General features: G+C 42.2%; 12 protein-coding genes. 1 reads left to right on the top strand and 11 read right to left on the bottom strand.

Features of this window, described 5'->3' with window-relative positions:
• Positions 1 to 161: 161 nt before the first annotated feature.
• Together M1D52_RS03765 and M1D52_RS03760 are read right to left on the bottom strand one after the other, a co-directional pair.
• Positions 162 to 956 carry a response regulator transcription factor gene (locus M1D52_RS03765; RefSeq protein WP_130858060.1) on the bottom strand — a complete coding sequence of 265 codons (795 nt, stop codon included), beginning with the start codon at positions 954 to 956 and terminating at the stop codon, positions 162 to 164.
• Positions 953 to 4,102: a ligand-binding sensor domain-containing protein gene (locus M1D52_RS03760; protein WP_457941723.1), complete on the bottom strand. Its 3,150-nt coding sequence runs from the start codon at positions 4,100 to 4,102 to the stop codon at positions 953 to 955. The genes M1D52_RS03765 and M1D52_RS03760 overlap by 4 nt, the downstream gene beginning before the upstream one ends.
• Positions 4,103 to 4,455: 353 nt before the next feature.
• Between M1D52_RS03760 and M1D52_RS03755 the strand changes: the two genes are divergently transcribed.
• Positions 4,456 to 6,318, top strand: a complete 1,863-nt coding sequence (locus M1D52_RS03755) for a family 43 glycosylhydrolase (protein WP_437394306.1) — start codon at positions 4,456 to 4,458, stop codon at positions 6,316 to 6,318.
• Positions 6,319 to 6,351: 33 nt separating this feature from the next.
• On the opposite strand, the gene M1D52_RS03750 is transcribed toward M1D52_RS03755, so the two are convergent.
• The 9 genes from M1D52_RS03750 to M1D52_RS03710 form a co-directional block, all read right to left on the bottom strand.
• Positions 6,352 to 7,380: a family 43 glycosylhydrolase gene (locus M1D52_RS03750; RefSeq protein WP_437394307.1), complete on the bottom strand. Its 1,029-nt coding sequence runs from the start codon at positions 7,378 to 7,380 to the stop codon at positions 6,352 to 6,354.
• Positions 7,381 to 7,388: 8 nt separating this feature from the next.
• Positions 7,389 to 8,531, bottom strand: a complete 1,143-nt coding sequence (locus tag M1D52_RS03745) for an aldose epimerase family protein (protein ID WP_437394308.1) — start codon at positions 8,529 to 8,531, stop codon at positions 7,389 to 7,391.
• A gap of 69 nt (positions 8,532 to 8,600) precedes the next feature.
• Positions 8,601 to 10,448 (bottom strand): glycoside hydrolase family 2 protein, encoded by a 1,848-nt coding sequence (locus tag M1D52_RS03740; RefSeq protein ID WP_437394309.1) that lies wholly within the window; start codon positions 10,446 to 10,448, stop codon positions 8,601 to 8,603.
• 26 nt (positions 10,449 to 10,474) lie between these two features.
• On the bottom strand, positions 10,475 to 11,641 hold the full coding sequence (locus M1D52_RS03735) for an endo-1,4-beta-xylanase (protein WP_437394310.1): 1,167 nt from the start codon (positions 11,639 to 11,641) through the stop codon (positions 10,475 to 10,477).
• 200 nt (positions 11,642 to 11,841) lie between these two features.
• Positions 11,842 to 14,340: a glutaminase domain-containing protein gene (locus M1D52_RS03730; RefSeq protein WP_437394311.1), complete on the bottom strand. Its 2,499-nt coding sequence runs from the start codon at positions 14,338 to 14,340 to the stop codon at positions 11,842 to 11,844.
• Positions 14,341 to 14,400: 60 nt separating this feature from the next.
• Positions 14,401 to 16,455 (bottom strand): beta-L-arabinofuranosidase domain-containing protein, encoded by a 2,055-nt coding sequence (locus M1D52_RS03725; RefSeq protein WP_013663908.1) that lies wholly within the window; start codon positions 16,453 to 16,455, stop codon positions 14,401 to 14,403.
• 8 nt (positions 16,456 to 16,463) lie between these two features.
• On the bottom strand, positions 16,464 to 17,141 hold the full coding sequence (locus tag M1D52_RS03720; protein ID WP_013663909.1) for a DUF3823 domain-containing protein: 678 nt from the start codon (positions 17,139 to 17,141) through the stop codon (positions 16,464 to 16,466).
• 9 nt (positions 17,142 to 17,150) lie between these two features.
• Positions 17,151 to 18,995 (bottom strand): RagB/SusD family nutrient uptake outer membrane protein, encoded by a 1,845-nt coding sequence (locus tag M1D52_RS03715; protein WP_437394312.1) that lies wholly within the window; start codon positions 18,993 to 18,995, stop codon positions 17,151 to 17,153.
• Positions 18,996 to 19,001: 6 nt separating this feature from the next.
• Positions 19,002 to 22,061: a SusC/RagA family TonB-linked outer membrane protein gene (locus tag M1D52_RS03710; RefSeq protein WP_041387893.1), complete on the bottom strand. Its 3,060-nt coding sequence runs from the start codon at positions 22,059 to 22,061 to the stop codon at positions 19,002 to 19,004.
• Positions 22,062 to 22,451: the final 390 nt, after the last annotated feature.

The following is a 22,451-nucleotide window of genomic DNA, read 5'->3' as shown; positions in this document are numbered from 1 at the left end:
AGGTGCTGCATGCTTGTTAATGCTAAACGAAGCGTATCAATATTTCAGCATATTGTGTCAATTTAGCTGTATCAAGAAGCTTCCAAATACCCATTCGATTGCACTCAGACGAATCTTAAGCAATCAACATACTGACAAGTTCCTACAAGAAAAAAAAACAGTCAGTTTCGCTGTTTAAGATTCTCTACATATTCTGAAGGAGAAACGCCGAATTGCTTGTGAAAATTCCTACCGAAATGGGTCTGCGAACTATATCCTACCATTTCAGCTATCTCATATATTTTCAATCCGCCTTCAGCCAACAATTCCGCAGCCCGCTTAAGTCGAGCCACATTAATCAGTTCATTCGGGGTTAAGTTAGATATTGCTTTAATTTTCCGATATAAGGTAGGCCTGCTCATACACATTAAGTCGGCTAAATGCTCCACGTCTAGATTTGGATTTTCCAATCGCTGATGAATCAAATCGTTTAATTTCTCGAGAAACAATTCATCTGACTTCGAATGGGCCATCGTTTTTATGTGTACCAATGGAGAGGATGCAAAGTACTCGCGCAACTTATTCCGATTGGCCAGCAAATTGGCAATTTGAACTTGCAGGTACTCTGGAGAAAACGGTTTTTCGACATAAGCATCCGCACCCAGTTCCAGCCCTTGTATCTTGGATTGCAACGTGTTTTTTGCTGTTAGTAGAATAACGGGAATATGACAGTATTCAACGGTAGATTTGACGGTCTCACATAAAGCATAGCCATCCATTACGGGCATCATAATATCACTGATGATGAGCTGTACACTTTCATCCGCTAAAAAGTTCAAAGCCTCTCGTCCGTCATTAGCGGTAAATACTTGATAATGCTCCTGCAGATCATCTGCTAAAAAATCCAAGATTTCACGGTGATCATCTACCAGCAGCAAAGCAGGTTTGTTTGTAGTGGTTTGTAGGGTATTTATCATAGATCAGATTCTTTATGGTTAAGTGGTAGCGATAATACAAATGTATTAAAGTTTTCGTTATTCTTAATATCTAAAATCAAGCTGCCTCGATGCATTTCGGCAAGCGAACGCGCTAAAGCTAGGCCCAGACCACTACCAACAGATTTCGTATTCCCTTTGATCCGGTAGAAGGGCTCAAAAATTTTCTCTTGTAGATGGGAAGGTATTCGTTCTCCATCGCTAGCGATAATGACTCGAAAGAAGAGTTCTTCCTTTTGTAAACGAATAACAATTTTACTAGCCGCATATTTAAGTGCATTATTTAATAAGTTGCTTAACATTTTGTCTAAGGCTTCTACATCAACATATACCCATAATTCCTCCTTTAACACTTCTAACTTAATCTTTATACGCAACTCCATCGCTGTTGGACCGAGCCTTTCTACTTGATCTTTTAGAAATTGTGTTACCTCAAGATGTTGATAAGTGAGCACAAAGGCTTGTTCCTCGGTTTTCCTAAAATCTAACAGTTGCCCCGATAGCTCCAACAAACGATTGGTATTCTTTTCCATTATCAACAAATTCTTTCGAATAGTCGGCACTTCGTCCACTTGTTTAATAATTTTCTCCATAGGTCCTTTTATAAGGGTCAAGGGTGTTCTTATTTCATGCGCAACTTGCGTGAAGAATTCTATTTTTGCGCGATACATTTCCTCTTCTTTTTTATGTGCAAGCTGTTCCAATTTTAACCTATTCTTTTCCCGCAGACGGCGGTGATAGGAGCCTACGATATAATAGATTAATACGATAATCAATACGGTATATAAAAGATAAGCCGCTTTACTAGCCCAAAATGGCGGTAAAATATGAATGGATAAGATTGCCTCCTTCCCGATACGGACCCCTAAACTATTGATTGTACTAACCCGAAAAATGTATTCGCCGGGAGGTAATTCAGTAAAGTAAGCCTTTCGGTTTGCCTGAAGGTGGGTCCAATCGGGGTCCAAGCCATCCATCTTGTAAACATATTCTGTCATTTCAGGAGATGTATAGCTAAGCGCAGCGAAGTCGATACTGAAGGTAGATTGGTTATGTCTTAAAATGATGGTATCGGTAAACGTAATCGACTTTTTCAAGGGCGAGCCGTTTTCACCAATCGTCAGGTCTTTATTATAAACCTGAAATCCGGTAAAATAAACGGGTGGTACAAAGGATTTGTCTTGTAATCGCCGCGGATTGAAACGAATTAAACCCTTTACGGTACCAAAGTATAACATACCATTTTGTGCTTTATAAACGGAATTATAGTTAAACTGATCGCTTAAAAGCCCGTTTGCAACTCCAAAAAAACGACTGGTATTTGCGCGCGGATTAAAACGGATCAAGCCTTTTGATGTACTGATCCAAAGGTCCCCATGATTATCTTCTTGTACTGTACATACCAATAGGCTTTGCATAGATTGAGGAAATTGATACTGCTTAAACTTTCCCAACGACTTGTCCAGGCGACAGAGCCCTTCCTCGGTAGCGACCCAGAGCTGTCGGTCTTTTGTTTCCGTAATGTAAGTCACACGATTACTTGTCAACGTAGCGATATTACCCGGTTGATGACTATACCTTCCTCTATTACCTGTTTTAGGATTGTAAAAGTATAAGCCATCTCGCCAAGAGCCCGCCCAAATCGTACCTTCCCGGTCTTCAAAAAGCGATGTATAAAAAATATTCGACGGAAAATTACGTACAAGTTGAAACCCCTCTCTTTCATATAAATATTGATAGATTCCTCTGTCTGTCGCCAATAGTACTTCGCCGGAACGGAGGCGTAACATGGTATAAATGAAATTACTTCCCAAATGGAATGGCGCATTGGAAGCAGTATACTGTTTAAAAACTTCGCCGGTGGATATACGCATAAGGTTTAAGCCCTGGTGAAAGGTTCCCACCCATAAAGTATCCCCAGTCGCTAATAAGCCATGAATATTGGAAGAAGATAGTTCTTGAGGTTTACCTTGAACCGAAAAATGTTCAAATCTTCCGCTTGTCAGCGACAATTTGTTTAATCCACCATTTTCCGTTCCGATCCATAAATTTCCATAGCTGTCTGCCGTTATTTCACGAACAGCACTTCCTATAAGACTATTCTCTCCTTTTTGCGGAAAAAATTTCTCAAAGAAAGTATGCTGCTTATGATAATAACTGACACCTCCAAACCAAGAGCCAACCCAAATACCACCTTCGGTATCACGACAAATAGTATAAACAGCGTTATCACTGATGGACCATTGATTATTATCTTCCTTTTTTAAATGTACAAAGCGTTTGTGTCGATCTTCGTAGATGAAAACGCCCAGCTCAGTAGCTGCCATATATTGCCCCTCATCCGTCCTTTTGATATCATGCACATAAATGGGCAGTTGATTTTCACTTTTTTTCAATAGATCCTGATAGGATCCGTCTAGCGGGTATAATAACTTTAGTCCTTCCTTAGCTGTGCCGATCCAGAGCCTTTCTTTGTTCTCGTCCCATAAAAGACATGTAACCGGTCTCGAACCGATGGACGATTTTTTTCCGAAAACTTCAAAGCGTTTTGTCTTTTCCCATTTAGGTTCAAGCAGCTTAATTTCACCATTGCTAGAGCCGACCCATACACCCATTTTACTTACTGACACTGCATCTACTGAACTCATTCCTAGCTTTCCGAAGTTCTTAATTTGCCCTGTTTGGGTGTGGTATCGGACTAAGGATGAAAAGGCCGTATACCAGATATTACCTTCCCCGTCTGCTTGAATATGAGCGATCGCCGCGTCTTGATGATGAACAAAGTGGCTGAATTTCTCCGTAAGTGGATCATAGATATAGATTCCTAAGTCGGTCCCAACCCAAATATTCCCGATGCGATCTTCAAACAGGCTGTGTACAAAATTATTTCCTAAGCTAAGTGAATCCTGTGGATTGTGGTTAAAGACCTTAAAGGTGTAACCATCGAATCGATTGAGACCATCGCGTGTACCAAACCACATAAAACCTTTACTATCCTGCATGCTGCAAATAACCGCATTATTAGAAAGGCCGTTTTCAACCTGATAATGCTTGAAGTAATAAGGTTGACAATACAGTAGTTTTACGAACAGGCAAAACAGGAATACGCTGATTAGTTTTTTTATCATGGCTAATTCAAACTTAATATTTCTTTTCATTTCGAACAAGGTCGCATCTGACTTTTAGTATGAATGACTATATAGTGGCTCATCAATAAAACAGGACTTTAGTCAGCTTTTATTCGGACCTTGTTCGGACCTCATTCGGATACAGACAAATAAGGTCTTATTTATATTCAAATAAATTAATAATTGGTTAAGTGGTGATATGCTCGTTGATAGTACCCGTTCTTAACGCTTCTATGCTACCTGGCCTGGGCGAGACGTGTAGCCAAAGATAATTTGTCGAAAGTTTGATACAATCGGATGAGCCACTTTTCCTTTCATTTTACGTTATTTGAGGTCTAATAACCAATTATTACATGAGGCGCTTTATTTTTTCGATTCTATCGATTTTGTTCATCCATTATTCGTTCGGGCAGGCCATCAAGAACCCGATCATCAATAAAGATTTTCCTGATCCAACCATTATTTACACTGAAGGATTTTATTACGCTTATGCAACCAATAGCAATATCGATGATAAACTAGCCCATATCCAGGTGGCCCGTTCCAAAGACCTTCAAAATTGGACTATTTTAGGCGACGCTCTCCCCGAAAAGCCGAGCTGGGCGGATCGCGATTTTTGGGCTCCTCACGTGCTATTTGATAGTGCCATAAATCAGTTTGTGCTTTTTTATTCCGGCGAATCGGGGAACGGAAAATGCCTAGGTGTCGCTTACGCTAAACACCCCGCTGGACCGTTTAAGGATTCGGGCAAACCTTTATTATGTGGAGAAGGGTTTGTGAATATCGATCCCATGGCCTTTATAGACCCTAAAACCAAAAAGAAACTACTCTATTGGGGGTCAGGCCATGCGCCGATTAAGGTGCAAGAAATGACGGATGATTGGTCAGCATTTCGTGAGGGCTCAAAATCGATTGACGTTATGCATCCGGGGCAGGAAGCACAATACGATAAATTAATTGAAGGGGCATGGGTAGATTACCACCAAGGCTATTATTATCTTTATTATTCAGGTGATAATTGCTGTGGGCCTCAAGCCAGTTATGCGGTGATGATCGCTCGTGCAAGAAACCCCTTTGGGCCCTTCGAACGATTGGGTGTTTTTGAGGGGTCGAACAGGAGTGTTTTGCTTGAAAAGGATAGTTTATGGCTGGCTCCGGGGCATAATTCCATTTTCCGCGATCCGAAGGGCAATATCTTTATCGCTTATCATGCCATTCCCATCAATCCCAACACGGGTAAACCAGATGGCTACGGACGTGTAGCCCTTATCAAGCGAATCCATTATCAGGAGGGCTGGCCTAAGATCGAAGATGCGAGTACCCATTCCGCACCGCTTACTTTAGCTGATCCTCACATTTTTTATGACAATGGCACCTACTACTTGTACGGTACTGGATCACCCGATGGTTTTCAAGTATATAGCTCCGTAGACCTCGAAAACTGGACAGGTCCTGTTGGTCGCGATCGTAACGGTTACGCTTTGCATAAAGACCACACTTTCGGCACAATGGGCTTCTGGGCGCCGCAGGTCTTTAAATATAAAAATAGGTTTTACATGGCTTATACTGCTAACGAACAAATTGCGATCGCTAGCAGCGATAGTCCACTTGGTCCTTTTACGCAAGACACAAAACGCGCCCTCAATGGACCTACCAAACAAATCGATCCGTTTATATTTTTTGATAAAAATAAAGCCTATCTCTATTTTGTGCGCTTACAGGATGGCAATCGAATCTACTGTGCGGAATTGTCAAATGATTTAAGTCAAATTAAAGAGGAAACTGCCAGCGAATGCCTTCGTGCTGATGAACCTTGGGAAAATACATCCGACGCGCGCTGGCCTGTTACGGAGGGACCTACCGTTATTAAACATGCCGGACTTTATTATCTTCTTTATTCAGCCAATGATTTTCGAAACCCCGATTATGCCGTTGGTTATGCCACTTCATCGCATCCCATGGGACCGTGGAAAAAGCATCGAGGCAATCCCATTATAAGTAGAAGATTAATTGGGGAAGATGGCACCGGCCATGGAGACCTTATTCAAGACAAGCAGGGTAACTTGCATTATGTATTTCATACCCATTTCAAAAATGGGCAGGTTGCACCTCGAAAAACAGCATTTATTGATCTTAAATTCGAGCATAGCGGAAATCTGCCCATCATTCAAGTCGATTCGAATTCCTTTAGGTTTTTAACAGTAGGAATAAAGTAAGGTAAATAGCTGTTAAAACAGCACGAGAAAGAGTTATTTAAATACAGGAGCCTTTTGTTTGGCAGAAGAAGTTCCTTGCCCTTTTATTTCAGGCCAACCATCTTTCCAAAACAAAGGTTCCATGAGTAGAACTCGACGATCCGTACCATTGCTTAACTTTCCTTTCCGGGCATTGAAACCATGATACAAGAACCAGTCCTGCCCATTGTCATCACTAATAAGACGGGCATTATGCCCTGTTCCTACAAACCGGTCATTCCCTTGAATCAGTAAAGTACCTCGTCCTCTTTCAGTAATTGGATACCCCTCTTTATCTAGATAAGGTCCTAGTAAATGCTTTGATCTTCCAATAAGCACATGGTATTTGCTGTTTAAGCCTTCACAGCAAGAGCCCTTTGAACCGAAGAAGTAGTAGTAATCGCCCTCTTTATGAATCATAACCGCTTCCCAATCGCCAGCTGCTATTTTTGTTTTTTTGCGGATATCAGCAACCGATCTACCATCTTCGCTAAGTTCAATGGCATAAGTTCCTTGTGTTGGTAAATCACTGAAACTTCCCCAAAAAAGGTATTTTTTACCTCGATCTTCAAAAAAGCATGGATCAATAGAATTTGGCACATCCACCTCTGCGCTTAGAAATATTTTTCCTTGATCTATAAAATCTCCATTTAAGGAGTCGGCAATTGCCAAACCGATACCAGGGTTAGGATCTCCCCAAGTAGAAAATGCGTAGTACATGTAATATTTCCCATTTACTCGATTTACATCCGGTGCCCAAACACCTCCCTTTTCTTTCCATTGCGGTTTTTGCCGCAAGGCATTTTTCACGTAACGCCATTGGGTTAAATTCTTTGATTGCAACATGGGTACCCATCGCGGCCCTTTTCCATCTCCCCAGTCGTCAGCGGTGCCGAATGCATAGAACAAACCCGTCTTTGGATCCCTTATGACGGATGGATCTGCCAGTACAGGTTCGAATACCGGATTGCTATATCGATCAGGCTCCTGAGCAGCACATTCGAGCGCAAAATAGAGCAGCGAAAAAAGGAGAAACTTATGCATTCTACACCCTATTTAGTAACGGAAAAGACGTACTCCGAAGTCGTTTTGTAGACCTTGCCCGGGTCCAGAATGATCGACGGAAAGTCCGGTTGATTTACGGCATCCGGAAAATGCTGAGTCTCTAAAGCAAAAGATGTTCGATAGTCATCCTTCACGCCGCTTTTCAGGGTATTTTGTCCCTTCATAAAATTGCCTCCATAAAACTGCAATCCCGGTTCGTCGGTAAAGATCTGCATAACAATGCCACTCTTATCACCTGTAATAGTAGCTGCTAAACCATACTTATTCCCTTTGTTGAGTACAAAATTATGATCGTACCCACCTCCGAATTTTAATTGCTCATTGTCCTGATCTACGCGGCTACCAATGGCTTGCGCTGTTGTGAAGTCAAAGGGCGTATTCTTGACAGAAGCTAAATTACCCAGCGGAATCAGGGTGCTGTCAACTGGTGTATATCTATCTGCGTTTATTTGTAAAAGATGATTATTAATGGTGCCCGAGCCTTCCCCGTTCAGATTAAAGAAAGCATGGTTCGTAAGATTAACGGGCGTGCGTTTATCAGTAGTTGCCTCGTAATCAAACCGCAATCCATTATTGGCAGTGGCGGTATAGGTTATTTTAACTTCTAAGTTTCCTGGAAAATTTTCCTCACCATCGGGTGAACGGTATCGCAAAACAAGTGAAGAGTCGCTTGCTTGTTCTGCATCCCACACTACGTCCTGAAACCCTTTTTTTCCGCCATGCAAGGTGTTTTGCCCATTATTGGTAAAGATACTATATGCCTTTCCATCCAATTCAAATTTCCCTTTCGCTATCCGATTCCCTACACGGCCGATCGTAGCACCATAATATGGCTCTGAAGCGGCCTTGTATTCCGCCGCTGTCGCAAAACCTAAAACGACGTCAACAGGCTTACCATCTTTATCCGGTACGGTTAAACTGACAACTCTGCCACCATAATTCGTGAGTGTTGCGGTTAATCCCTTTCCATTGCTGATTGTATAAAGCTTCGCTTCTTTACCATCGATTTGGCTATCAAACGCTGTTGTTTCTTTTACGCTGCGCTCATTTGCGTTGTTTTCTCTTGCGGGGTTATTACACGAAAGGGCTATACAGCCCAATATGTAATAAACATAGTATTTTATCTTCATATCTGTCTTCATTAGGTGGGACTAAATTTGATTCTTCATCTCGATTTAGTCCCATTTTTAATATAACCCTTATTGTATAGACTGTTGATAGAGCGTCTGATGCAGTTGATTCAACTGTGTTTCAGGAATCTTGATCACTTCACGATCATAAGTCATCATTCCGTTCGTTTCAACCTCCACATCCGTTGTTTGCGTATATACACCAGCCGATAATCCTAATGGGATCAATCGTTTTAAGTCTTCGATCAGTTTAGTATAACGCTTTAAAAGCTCCTCTTTATTTTTAAAGCTTTGGTATCCCCAGTTATTTTTTTCCTGCCAGGTATGACCTTCTATTGGCAAACCTAAACCACCAAATTCGCCCAGTACCAATACTTGTTTTTCGCCAAATAATGCTGGGTCGGGCATCGAAGGATCAGGATAGTTGTGAATATCCAAAATATGTCCTGTCTTCAAGAAATTGCCTCCGCTGGCACTATTAACCAAACGTGACGGATCGTATTGGATAGTCCATTCGGTAATCTCCTTGGTCTTAAATTGTCCCCAAGCTTCATTAAATGGAACCCACACAACGATACTGGGGAAGTTATGCAAAGCGTCCATGATAGCTTTCCACTCTTTCTTGTGATAGGCTTCTGATTCAGCGGAACGTTCTTTATCCAAGTTATACCCTGAGAGCTGCCCTGGATGATTGTCCCAACGGTTACCGCCTAAATCGCCACTTGGCATATCCTGCCATACCAGCAAACCAAGACTGTCGCAGTAACGGTACCAACGAGCAGGTTCTACCTTAATGTGTTTACGGATCGTATTAAAGCCCATTTCTTTTGTCTTTACAATATCAAACAATAGCGCTTCTTCGGTTGGGGCCGTGTATAAACCGTCGGGCCACCACCCTTGATCCAATGGGCCATACTGGAATACGAACTCGTTATTTAACATTAACCGCTGAATACCTTTACCATCCTTGGCCATGGATATTTTACGCATGGCGAAATAGCTTGTCGTCTCATCTATTACCCTTCCTTTCCGAAGAACCGATACGCGTAGATCGTAAAGTTTAGGGTTCGATGGCGACCATAACTCTACGCCGGGGATCGATAAATTTGCTTCTGACCCTGCCGTTACAGTCTGTTCAGCCAGAACTTTATCACCATCCAGTGCAAGGACTTTAACCTGATCACCGCTTTGGCTGCCCTCTACTTGCGCGTAGAATGTTAGCGATTTTTTGTCGACATCCGGAGTTTGCTTGGTATGAGCTATATACGTTTTTGGAACGTTTTCCAGCCAAACAGTTTGCCATATACCGGTAACGGGTGTATACCAAATTCCTTCCGGATTTTTCACCTGCTTACCACGTGGTTGAGGACCTTCATCCGTTGGATCCCACACTCGGATCGCTATCTCTTGTGTCTTTCCTTTTTTAAGGTATTTGCTGATATTAAAATAAAATGGATCGAAACCACCTTGATGACTGCCCACTTGTTGGCCATTTACGTATACGTCACATTGCCAATCTACTGCTCCGAAATGCAACAGTACATCTTCCTTGCTATTTACGGCTTCTAATTTAATGGTGTTTTTGTACCATAAAGCTTGATCTTTACCAACCGTTTTTCCAACGCCTGATAAAGCAGATTCAACGGCAAAGGGGACAAGAATCTTTCCTTGGAAATTACTTGGTATATTTTGTTCTGTTTTCGAAGTTATGGCGTATTGCCAAAGGCCGTTCAAGTTTTGCCAGCCCTTCCGTACAAGCTGCGGCCTTGGATATTCTTGTAGCGTTTCTTTCGGATTTACTTTCTCTGCCCAAGGCGACATGATTTTATCGCCAACAGGCTTCCAATTTACGTCTTGCGCCACAGCGAACTGCGAACTAATTAAAAGTAAGGATCCAAAAATCAAGTTACGTGTCATGCGTTCTTTTATATGTGAATAAAATATTAATTTGTTGCTTTAGTAAGCGATTTGATGAAGGCAACCTCCTCTTTACTATAAGGTGTGCCATCTTTTCTTAAAATGTCGTGAAACCAGACCTTAGGCGGCGCGTCGTAAGACTTAGACCAGCTATCCCATGCATAAATGGTTTGTGTTTTCCCATCGACAAAACCCCAATTGTAAGCCCCCACATTATATTTCTTTGCAATGGGCAAACTACCTTCAAAAGTACTCTTGTTTTGCCGGGCCATGTATTCTGTACATAATATAGGGCGCCCGTACTTTTCCAACTGCTTAATGCGCGCCTCAAAAGATGCGGGATCTTCATAATTGTGGAAGCTAATAATGTCTGACGCTTCCAATTGCAAACGCTGTATTTCGGTCAGTGCCGTTGAATCAGACCAGTCGCCGCCATCCCATAAACCAGACGTTAGGGGCTGGCTTGGTTGACTAGCACGCGCCCAATCGAAGGTTTTTTTGAGCAACTCGTAAACATACTTGTCCTTATTCTCTAATTCTACTTTTCCGTAAGAACTTTTATTGGGATTATTGGGCTCATTCCAAACATCCCAACCTAAAATGCGATTGTCTTGGGCGAAATGCGTCACAACTCCTTTAATATAGCGTTCCAATTTAGGGTATTGGGTACTATCTTTTAGCACTTCCGAACCAGGACTTTGTACCCATCCCGAGTTGTGGACATGTGGTTTGGGGGCACGTTGCTTTCCTAATTTTGGGAAAGGGTCCCAGCAAGAGTCGAAAAATACAAAAAGTGGTTTGATATGATGCTTATCGGCAATTTCCAGAAAAGTATCCATTCTATTCAAGAAGCCCGCACTGTCTTGCTCATAAAGTAAATCATGAAGATATACGCGAACTGTGTTAAAGCCTAGATCCGCCGCCCAGCCTAATTCCTTATTGATGGTCAAGGTATCAAAACTATCCGCTTGCCACATTTCCAGCTGATTAATCGCCGTACTTGGACTAAAATTGCAGCCCACAAGCCAAGCTTGCTTTTCATACCATTTGTTGGCGTCTTCTGTCGACCAGCGTGTTTCCGCAGCTTCCTCGGTGTGTTCATTTTCTTTTTTATTATTGGTTGACGAGCAGCCCGTCAGCCATCCTCCGGCGAGGATAAATGAAATACCTAGTAATAATGTTGATAGCTTCATATCGATTTGCTAATTGGTTTGTCGTTTGATAAAAAATCTTCCAACCAAAGGAAATGATTATCGTACGATAAACCAATTAGCACTGTGTCAATTTTTCTTTATATTGTCTCAATTTAGCTGTCAGACTTCAGCAATCAGCTTTCAGATTTAATTTATTTTAAGAGTTAAAACTTCGTTTCAAACGGACTGTCGACTGCTGTTTACTTTTTCAACATTTCCTTCTCTAGCATCTTCACAAAATAGCCGCCTACCACCGATCGTGCACGAAAACCAACTGACTTACCATCGGTTGTTTCATGCCAATCGCTCAAGGGGATACGGTTCGGTGTTTCATTCACAAATTTCCACACCGGGCTTACGAACGTCTCAAAATCCGTATCATCCGCTAAGGTAGCGGTCCATAAAATCCAGTCAGATTTTGTATAGGTTTTTCGACTATCCAAAGGCAAACCATATGTTTGCTGTTTTGTCTTGTAATAAGCAATTTCCTTTTCTACCACTTCCTTAGGGAATATATCCAATTTCAACAGCTTATCCCAAATGAGGTTGTACTTTTGACTCCAAGTATCCTTTTGGCCAAAAGCAAGGGTATAATGATTACCGTTGTCGGCCAATTTCATCCACTGGGCGGCCATTTGTTTCGCTAATTCGAAATGCTTTTTTGCTACGTTCTCTTTTTTTAGCATCTCTGCTAGTTTCGCATAAGAAGCGATTCCCATAATCGCTTTCACAGATAAGTTAGCATTGCGCGCGAGATGTCCTGCAAAGTCATCGGTACAGAGCTGATTTGCCGGGTCGAGTCCTTCTTTCTTTAAAAATTCAGTCCAAGTGGTCAGGGTTTCCCAATGTTTCTCCGCGAAACCCGCATCGCCATCCCGTAAAGCTATGGCGGCGGTTAGGGTAATCATATTACCTGCCTCTTCCACCGGCATATCTTCTCCATAGGTTTGACCATTGGCTAAAGGATAGGTTCCGACATCATGGGCAGGGAACGGCTTCTTCCATCTACCGCTTTCCGAATATTCAAAAATAAAACGTAACAAACCTTTCGCAAGCTCCGAATTGTACAAAATAAAAAGCGGCGCAGAAGGATAGGTAACATCCACCGTTCCGATGGAACCGTTTGAAAAGTTTTCTTTCGAGAAAAACAACAATTCCCCATTGGTATTTGCTACTACTTTATGCGCAGCGATTGCTTGTCGATAGGCAAGGTTACATAAGTCGGCATATTGCTCACCGCCCACCTTTTGAGCATCGGCCGATAATTTTTTATCGAAAGATTGACAGGCCTGCATTAAACGATCATAGTCTTTCTCCGCAGCTTGAATCATATCTAGGGCATTTGTCTTATTATCCCGACGCCACCATGGGCGCAAATTCTTTCCGAAATATTGTACCGAGTATTCATCGTCATAAGCAATCACCAAATGTTCTGAGATTTCATCCGTTATTTGCCCTAAGGTCATCTCCACACCGATTAGCATATCGGATGCAGCGCCAATTTTTGCTTCAGAAGAAGCACCCTTTTTTGCAACATCTGCGACAAAATCCTGCAAGCTGTTTGGAGTTGATTTAATAGAAGCCTTTTTCGCGGTCGCGATATATGCTTTTCCCCAATCAATCCGAACATTATCTCCTTTTTTACCTAATATTTGCTGACTCGTTGTCCCCACCGATTGTACCAGTAGTTGATCATGATCTTCTATAGCTGCTTTTACTTCCTGATTGCCTTTATCAGCGCTCACTTTTCCCGATAATGCAAACCAGATTTTTACATCGTGGGCTTTTCCATCTTTCGACACTGATTTAAAAGTTAGATAGGATGCGGGTCTAGCCAATACTTCCAATTGATCCATCAATAAAGGCGAAGTAAAGGTTAAATCAATGGCTACGCCGCCGGCATCAAAGGAGTATTCAGTCTGTGTCGCCGTTAGATGCACAGCCGTCTGTTTTGCCAATTCGGTATCTAACAGTTTCCGCTCCTGTACCAACCCCACATCGATAAAAGCGCCACCCCGATCATTACGACAATGTACAGCTAAAGTGTTTTTACCTTGCTTCAGTGCTTTTATACTCGCGGGCGAAAGAGCTCTTTGTCCATAATCTAGAATAAAATTCGGGTTTTCATAAGCCAATACACCATTGATAAAAACTTGCACCGCGTCGTCATGGCTAATCAGTAACTTCGGATCACTTGGAAGCTTGTCCAAAGTAAATTCCCTTTTATACCAAATTTCCTTATCATAACGTGATGCGGCTTTCATCGGATTATCCACGGAATTATCGCCAAAAGGTGCTGTTCCGGCTTCCCAAGACTGATTGACAAAATCAGTTGCTTCCCAACCCGTTCCCGGATTTGCATAGGTGTAGTGAACTTCATAAGGTTTTTTCTGTGCGGTAGGCACTACATCTTCCAAAAGCGAAATTGCTTTGCCCACTAATTGATATACTTTGCCATCCACCTGAGCCAGTACTACAAGTGGTTGATCCTCGCCCGTCCAGTGTTTAGTTGACTGTGCATTCAGCGTATCTCCGAAAGACCAGATACTAAAGTAAGGATCATGCGTAATCAAGGGATAAGCAGGTGCCCTTAAACCTTGTTTCTTTTCCGCTGAGGCCTGTTTATCTGCACCACTTCCGCAACTTGACAGGAAGCCTAAGCTGATCATTAACGCACTAAAAATGATGTTTTTTTTCATCTTCTATTGTATTGTTTGTTTTAGTATATCCATTGTTAGCTATTAGCTAATCCCTTAAAACTAATACCTAATCACCGGAAAAGCACTAATCCGCAACCTTGCTGCCCCCATGGGTATAAGTTCTAGCTCTTCTGCCTCCGTATTCACCTGTACCGGACTGGCTGGTAATACATCCGTTAACCCATATTGATCGATTTTCCACTCCGGAATTTGTTTACCTTTAACTTTTAATCTTACCGGGACATGGTCAGGCGTAAAAGGAAAGTTATCCTCCGGCCACTCGCTTTTTATTACTTCTATTATTTCTCCTGGTTTCTGGCCAGCATACACGATTCCGTAGTTCCAAGGCGAGTTAGGCAGTATCTCAAAAGATGGCCATTTTTCAGGATCTGCATTATCTTGCCATTTAGAATCCCCAATGGCAGAGGCCTTGCTGTCTTTTTTGATATATTGCTCTTGGATTTTTAAAGAATAAGTGAGCGGTCCTCTGTTAATACTGATACTTCCCTTATTCTCTTTCCATTTTGTAATAGAAAGTTCCATGGGCAATGTTAAGGTAATTTTATCGCCATCATTCCATGTTCGCTCGATCTTAACATAAGAACCCGCTTTAAAGGCTTGTTGCACCTTTTTACCATTAACCAGTACACTGGCTTGATTACACCAATTTGGAATCCGTATATAGTAGGGGAAACTTACCCCATTTGCTGTATGTACGGTAAAGGAAATCTGATCATCAAAAGGATAATGCCCGGCCGATTCAATGCTAATCTCCTGTCCATTTGCCACTTTTGCTGTCACAACAGCTTCCGCAAAAAGCAGGGCCGCCAAACCGTTATCCGGTGTAGCCATAAAAATATGCTCGGCAAAATAAGGCCATCCTTGTGCATGGTTGTGTTGACAGCATCGCGAACTGAAAGGGTTCATCATTAAAAAGGGGCCTTTATTATCAATGCCCGGATGATGGTTCTTGCTATCACTGATGGACATATTCGGACTCGTAATATAACGTAAAGCCTTGAAATCAGGCATTACGGCCGCAGGATAGGTATTAAAAGCAACCTCTTCGGCATGATCCGCCCAAAAAGGATCACCGGTTATTCCCATTAATATTTCATCGGAAGCCATTTGTTCGACCATGCCGCAGGTCTCAACTCCTTGTCGTGGATCCGCATAGCCTTCCCGTGCATTTTCATCTGCGCCGAACATGCCCCCTGGTACATTGCCGAAACGTTCGCGGATAATATCAAAATTACGATAACTAGCTTCGAGATCACTCGGATCGCCCGTTTGCAGATAATAAGTAGCGGGTTCACGGAAGCATTGCGCAATATTCACATTATGCCAATTCGGAAGGTTATGCTGCTGCTTCCAATCGGCCGTATTTCGGTGGATTTTCTTTGCCAAGTCCAACAACCATTCCTTTCCTTGTGTTCGATTATAAAGCCAATAAATGCTATAGAGATTATCCCCTCCCCGACTGTTCTCCCAGTAATCCTTGAGTAGCTTCTCCTCCGGAAGTTGATTTTGCCAGGCAAAATACTTTTCCATAAAAGATAGCACCCGCTCGTCACGACTATACTCGTAGTACGATTGTAAACACCACAGCATAATCATATTGCCCCAGAGGTCGGGTTTGCCATCTTTTAAAATCAATGGACCGAAGTAACCGTCTTCTCGTTGGCTTTCCAACGCGGCATTAAGCCAGATCTTCGCTTCCTGAATAATCCGTTCATCCTTTAAAATATAGCCAAGATTCGCATAACCTTTCAACCAATAAGGAACTTCTTCCCAGCCATGATCCCCACTTCCATCTTTACTTAACCAGGCATTATTTTTCTTTGCTAGCCAAGCACTGATTTCCCCGAGATGTCCCGTCAATCCGTCACGCTGTAATTCCAGGTATTTCTGAAGCCAACCTTTTGGTTGGATAGAACCCACAGGCAATTTAACGAAATAAGTAGATCGCAGCGGTTTCCGATTGGATACGTAATGCTTATTAGATGCACTTGTATCGGGGCGGCTTACATTGGTAACCTCCTCAATAGCCTTCGTCGGATTTAGGATCGATAGACTTAAACAGGATGCGACAATTACGGATTTATAGAACATCATTGCAATTTTTATCTAAGGCGAACAACCGGTGAGTAAATTCCTTGATCGGCGCCTTTCGTCCACACGCATATGCGCCCAAACAGCGTCTTTGCATTCATCGCCTTATCCTCCTCCGAAAAATCGGCACTCAGCGAATTTGATCCGATATTAATATTGGATGTAAATTCCCGACGCATTACATTGAAGCCGTCATCAACAAAAGATGTAGAATTCAGCAGCAATATTACACGATCGATCTCTGCCGTTTCAACAACTTGATTAATTGTGAACGAAGTGTTCATCATATTTCCGTCTAATGAAATAGACGGATTGGCAATCGTAAAATACGGCGTTACTTCTAGATCTACAGAGGTGGTTCCTCTTAGTTCTACTTCTGTTGTATCACGACTATTGACCCAAGGACCATTCCCATCTCGGGTTACCAATTTATAATGACCATCGAACAATTTCGCCGAAAAACTCCCATCTTGACCAACGAAAACTTCAATAGGATCGCGTTTAGCATAACCGTCCTGGTACAGCTGTAAGCGAACGCGCTCATCGGTTCCTCGCACTTGCAATGCCTGCCCCTGAAAAACAACTCGTCCTGTTAACGTTGATTCGGGTGCGTCATAATTGTCCTTACCACATCCAACGAAGGACAATAATATAAGGGAGAAAGCCACGTTTATTATGTACTTTTTCATAATTTTAACTTATTGATAAGGGTTTTTAACCAATTTAGGATTATTATTTAACCAACTATTGTCAAGTTCGCTGTAATAATGGCGCAATTCAAAACTTAAAGCATTAGGGTAAATAAAGCTCATATCCTGCTCTTGAAACGCCCATTTACCATTGTTTGAATTGTCTGGCGCAACTACCCGATATGGCCATAGGCCACGACGGGAGGCAGCTTCACTACCCCGTCCCGCCCAAGTCGTATGGGCACGGCGCCACCGCAACATATCCCAATATCGATGATCTTCGAAAGCAAATTCTACCCGACGCTCATGCACGATATTTTCAAATGTGACGGTTGTCAAAGGTTGAACACCTGCCCGTGTGCGAACAGCATTGATATTTTCGACAGTAACCGCATTGCTTCCCTCATTTAGTTCAAATGCGGCCTCAGCGGCAATAAGGTACGCTTCGGCAATCCGGAAACGGGGCTCCCACATCTCGGAACCTCTTCCGATAGTTCCCGACTGAGGTGTTTCATCCAAAAACTTGCGGATTCCAAAACCTGTTTTATTCACCAAACGCAATGAAGAGTTATAAACGGGCCCATTCTGCGAAGTTATAAGGTTCCCTTGATTATCCCGGTCATTGGCATTACCTTGTTTTTTAATCCACTGGCCATTCTCGAAATTGAGCTGACCTGCCTGGTACACTATTTCAGTACCAGCAAAGAATGCACCTGGGTATATAACTGTCCCCCCTAATCGAGGATCCCTTTCCTTAAAAAGCGCATCTGCCGTCTCATAAAACGTCGGGGTACCGTCAAAAGAACCGACATTGAATTTACTACCTTGTCCGGGCGTGGCTGTGTTAATTGGTTCAAATTCTTCTACCAAATTCAATAATACAGATAGATAGCTAGAGTTAGCGTCTTGTGCGAGAACCGTCGGCAGATTATCTTTAGTAAACTGATGAGTTTGTCCGGGGAAAATATAATCGCGAGCCCATATAACTTCCGTGTTAGCATCTTTTATACAAACCGCTTCATAAAAGTTTCGTGCTTTATCCTCTGGTTTCCGATCCTGAAGTACATAAGGACCTTGCTGGATTACCTCTTGCGCTGCTTCCAGTGCTTTTTGATAATAATCATTAGCTTTATCAGCAGCTATTCCAACCTCCCCTCCAGGCGTTTTTATGGGCGCAGCCATTTGATTATTATACTTAGCGAGTGAAGCCGCGTAAAGTGCTGCACGTGCTTCCAGCATTTTTGCTGTCCATTTGTTTGCTCGAGCAGAATTTGTCGTTTTTTCTGCTGACATCATATCGGCAATTTCATGACACTCATTAATGATATAATCATACATTTCTGACTCCGTTGCACGTGGGACTTGCAAATTTGTAACATCAGTACCAGGGGTATATTCAAATACTTCATCGCCTACTATTGGCATACCGCCCAGACTTCTACAGCTATTAAAGTAGTACCAAGCACGAATTAAACGAGCTTCGCCAATAAGCGGAGCCTTTTCTGTATCCGTCATGACAGTAGTTTCATTCAAACCCTGTAAAAACTGGTTGATGTTTCGAACCAATTCGTAATCGTACACTCGCCAACGATTTCGGTCGAACTGGTTTACTTGATCAAAGTCGTAGCGGATTGCATCATCCAAGCGCGTAAAATCGTAGCCTTCTCCTCCTGGGCGCTGTCCGTAACTGATCCTTTCATAAAAATTTGCCAATACTGATTTAATCAAGTTGGGATCACTATATACCTGATCATTGGTCAGAATGGTATCGGGCTGCTGTTCTAAAAAATCACTACAGCTACTCGTCAATAAAGAAAATGCCAATAAGGTGGTATAAAAATATCTTGTCTTCATGTTGATTTAAAATTTGAGGTTCAATCCGAGGTTATACATTCGCATGGTGGGATAGCCTAATCCGTTCTCATCCTGCTGTTCCGGGTCGACCCCTTGTACATTACTGATAGCAAATAAATTCTGCCCCGAAAAATAAATCCTAAGACCTGAAATCTTCGCTTTACTTAACCAAGCGGCTGGAAAATTGTAACCTAATTCAATATTACGTAGCTTCACATAGGTGACATTATGTTTCCAAAAAGTACTATTCCAATAATTACTGTGTTCACCTTGATTCAAACGAACCATCGGATATTTTCCTGGAATAATTTCACTATTGGGATCCCAAACGTCAGCCAAATGCCAAGCATCATCAAATATAAACCGGGGATTATTCCCATTATTCTGGAATGGTATTGCCTGTTCCCAACGTTGGTAGTAACTGGAAAAAGCGGTACCGCTAAAATCAAAGGCTAAATCAACGTTTTTATAACTGAAAGCGAAGTTCAATCCAAAGTTTAATATAGGTGTTGCATCTTGCCGGTAACCGATGGGACGTTCGTCCATTCCATTGATAACCCCGTCCCCATTAACATCTTTATATTTGATATCACCAGGCATGAGAGTTGTATTTCCTTTTCGGTCGTTATCAATAGGATAATTGGCGATCTCCTCCCAACTTTGAAATTGTCCAATCGCCTCTAAACCCCAGTTGATATAACCAACACGATGATAAATACTATTGCGATATTCATCCCAGGAATTACTACGCCGGTTGTCGTATTGTTCCCAGTCGTAAAAACGTGCGTAAGTCATATTTCCACCAATGCTATAGTTGAAGTCATTAATGTGATCGGACCAGCGAATGGCTGCATCAATGCCTCGGTTGACATCCGAATTTAAATTCTCGAGCGGTAAGTTGAACCCTAATTCTGAAGGTAGAAGCACGTCATAGCGGGATGCTGGTAGCCCTGTACGTATCCGATTAAAGTAATCCACTTGTGCAGTCAAACGATTATCCAAAAAAGCGATATCCATACCTACATCGAAAATCTTCGCCTTGATCCAAGATAAGGTAGTTACAGGTAAACCGCGTGGTCTCGAACCGATCACGTAAGCCCCATCTATAACCGACGCGCCATTTTTGTAATTGTAGCCTGGCATATAATCAAATGCGTTATAATTAGCTACATTGTCATCTCCTACCAAGCCGTAAGATGCACGGAACTTCAAATCGCTAAAGACCTGAGTCCAGTTCCAATCTTTCCAGAATTCTTCTTCAGAAATTCGCCATCCGACAGAACCTGAGGGAAAGAAGCCCCAACGATGGCTGGGCGGAAATTTCCAGGAACCATCATAACGCCCCGAAAATTCCGCTAGGTATTTCCCTTTGTAGTCATAATTGAAGCGCCCCATCCAACCTAGACGAGCCTGTGTATTATCTCCATTATCATTAAAATTACGAAGTTCATCAAGATTAATTAGGTGCAGATTATTCGCAGTAGGCCTACTGATAACCTGCAAGTTAGGATCCTTTCGCTTGATTGTTTCAAATCCCATGATTGCATTAATCGAATGGTCCCCAAATTTTTTATCATAAGCAAGCTGGATATTGGACGTTATTTCCTCTACATTTTGATACACTCGTTCACGATAAGGATCTTGCATTCTATAATCTGTTTCATATTCACCGGTTTGCGTATTATAGCGATAAAGCGTATAAGGATTTTCCTGATTATTAAAAATTTTATTTGCGAAGTAATAGCTTCCTAGCACCTTTGCTTTCAAACCATCTAAAATTTCATATTCCGCATTTGCTCGCAATTGCATAACGCGCCAAGTCTCAATCAGTCTCCCTGATATGTCGTAATTTAATACCGCAAAATTGGTTTGCGGATCATCCCCCGCCTTTTGTGGATATAAAGGATTCCCATTAGCATATGGCCCCTTCGTCGGTAAGTTCCGTAGTACTGCAAAACGAGGCAACCAATAATCGTCACCTCCTGGAACGGCCGGGTTTTCTCTTTCTTCGATCCGTCCGTTCAAATTAACACCAATCTTGAAGCGTTCATTAATTCGTGTATCCAGGTTTAACTGCGCATTGGTACGCTCAAAACCACCGTAATTTACAATGGTCGCATCCTGCTTTAAATGTCCTACGGAAACGTAATAATTGGATTTATCCGAACCTCCGGATACGTTGGCATTCAAATAATACTGGGGACCGCTTCTCCAAATATAGTCCAGCCAATTAAAACCTTGATATCCCGCTTCGGTCCCCACCATCCACTTATCATAATCTTCTGGGGAAATGGAGCGATCCTCCCCACGCAACGTTTCTCCCTGTACATAATTCTTTACGTAAGTTTTGGCATCTGCCGGATCAACGAACTTAAAGTTATCCTGTATTCCATAATAGCTAGTAACGGAAACGGTATTTTTAGAATTCGTACTACCCTTTTTTGTTGTTACCACGATAACCCCATTCGCTGCCCGCACCCCATAAATCGAAGCGGATGCGTCTTTTAACACAGAAATCGATTCAATATCATTAAAGTCAAGGTTATTGAATTGTCCAGCGTCTGATTGCACCCCGTCAATCACATACAAAGGATCTCCCATATTCCGGATACGGATTTGCGTAGACGAACCTGGACGGCCATCGGTTTGGCGGGTATTCAACCCGGCAATTTTACCCACCAAAGCACCGGATACCGTAGGTGCGGAAGATCTAGCAATATCTTTGTCTCCGATGGTCGAAATCGCGCCTGTTACGGTAGCCTTTTTTTGTGATAAGCCGAATCCGGTGATCACGACTTCCTCCAAAGATTGATTATCAGGCTTCATGGTTACGCGGACTTCGTTGCTTTCGTCCAAAACGATGGTTTGGGAAATATAGCCGATATACGACACTTCCAATACAGCATTTTGCTGCACGATTAATCGAAACGTTCCCTTTGCATCAGAGCTCGCACCATTATTGGTTCCCTTCTCCTTGATACTGGCACCCATTATCGGCTGGTCTGCTTCATCTAAAATTATACCCGTAATCTCCCGCTGCTGCGCCTCCAGATATGAATTGGGCAATACAAGGAACTTTGAATTTGCATAAGTATTCTTCCAAGGAAAACAAAGAATACAAATGATTGAGCACAAAAAATAGCTGCTCGGTTTTTTTAATAGAAATGGTGGATGCAGTGTTTTCATCAAAGGCAATTTGATGAGCAACCACTCAGAATAAAAGCGCGTATTCCTCCTCATAAGAAATTGTTTAAGTTTATTGGCACATTAATTTTGTTCAGTTAGCATTAATAATTTAAAACGGTTTAGCACGGCTAGTGTCTGAATCACGATTATTCGCATAAACATGACTCACGATTCAAAGAAAACGATTTAGCAATTCTTTATATACTCTATTTGTATCAATAATTCGCCAATTTGTCTTATAGAAGGATTGAAGAAAGGGGAATGGTAAAA

This window comes from Olivibacter sp. SA151 (assembly GCF_054130995.1).
This window is presented reverse-complemented; position numbering and strand designations above follow the sequence as displayed.

Excerpts from the sequence above, each read along its gene's own strand:
- M1D52_RS03765 (WP_130858060.1), bottom strand. The coding sequence starts at position 956 with ATGATAAATACCCTACAAACCACTACAAACAAACCTGCTTTGCTGCTG.
- M1D52_RS03760 (WP_457941723.1), bottom strand. The coding sequence starts at position 4,102 with ATGATAAAAAAACTAATCAGCGTATTCCTGTTTTGCCTGTTCGTAAAA.
- M1D52_RS03755 (WP_437394306.1), top strand. The coding sequence starts at position 4,456 with ATGAGGCGCTTTATTTTTTCGATTCTATCGATTTTGTTCATCCATTAT.
- M1D52_RS03750 (WP_437394307.1), bottom strand. The coding sequence starts at position 7,380 with ATGCATAAGTTTCTCCTTTTTTCGCTGCTCTATTTTGCGCTCGAATGT.
- M1D52_RS03745 (WP_437394308.1), bottom strand. The coding sequence starts at position 8,531 with ATGAAGATAAAATACTATGTTTATTACATATTGGGCTGTATAGCCCTT.
- M1D52_RS03740 (WP_437394309.1), bottom strand. The coding sequence starts at position 10,448 with ATGACACGTAACTTGATTTTTGGATCCTTACTTTTAATTAGTTCGCAG.
- M1D52_RS03735 (WP_437394310.1), bottom strand. The coding sequence starts at position 11,641 with ATGAAGCTATCAACATTATTACTAGGTATTTCATTTATCCTCGCCGGA.
- M1D52_RS03730 (WP_437394311.1), bottom strand. The coding sequence starts at position 14,340 with ATGAAAAAAAACATCATTTTTAGTGCGTTAATGATCAGCTTAGGCTTC.
- M1D52_RS03725 (WP_013663908.1), bottom strand. The coding sequence starts at position 16,455 with ATGATGTTCTATAAATCCGTAATTGTCGCATCCTGTTTAAGTCTATCG.
- M1D52_RS03720 (WP_013663909.1), bottom strand. The coding sequence starts at position 17,141 with ATGAAAAAGTACATAATAAACGTGGCTTTCTCCCTTATATTATTGTCC.
- M1D52_RS03715 (WP_437394312.1), bottom strand. The coding sequence starts at position 18,995 with ATGAAGACAAGATATTTTTATACCACCTTATTGGCATTTTCTTTATTG.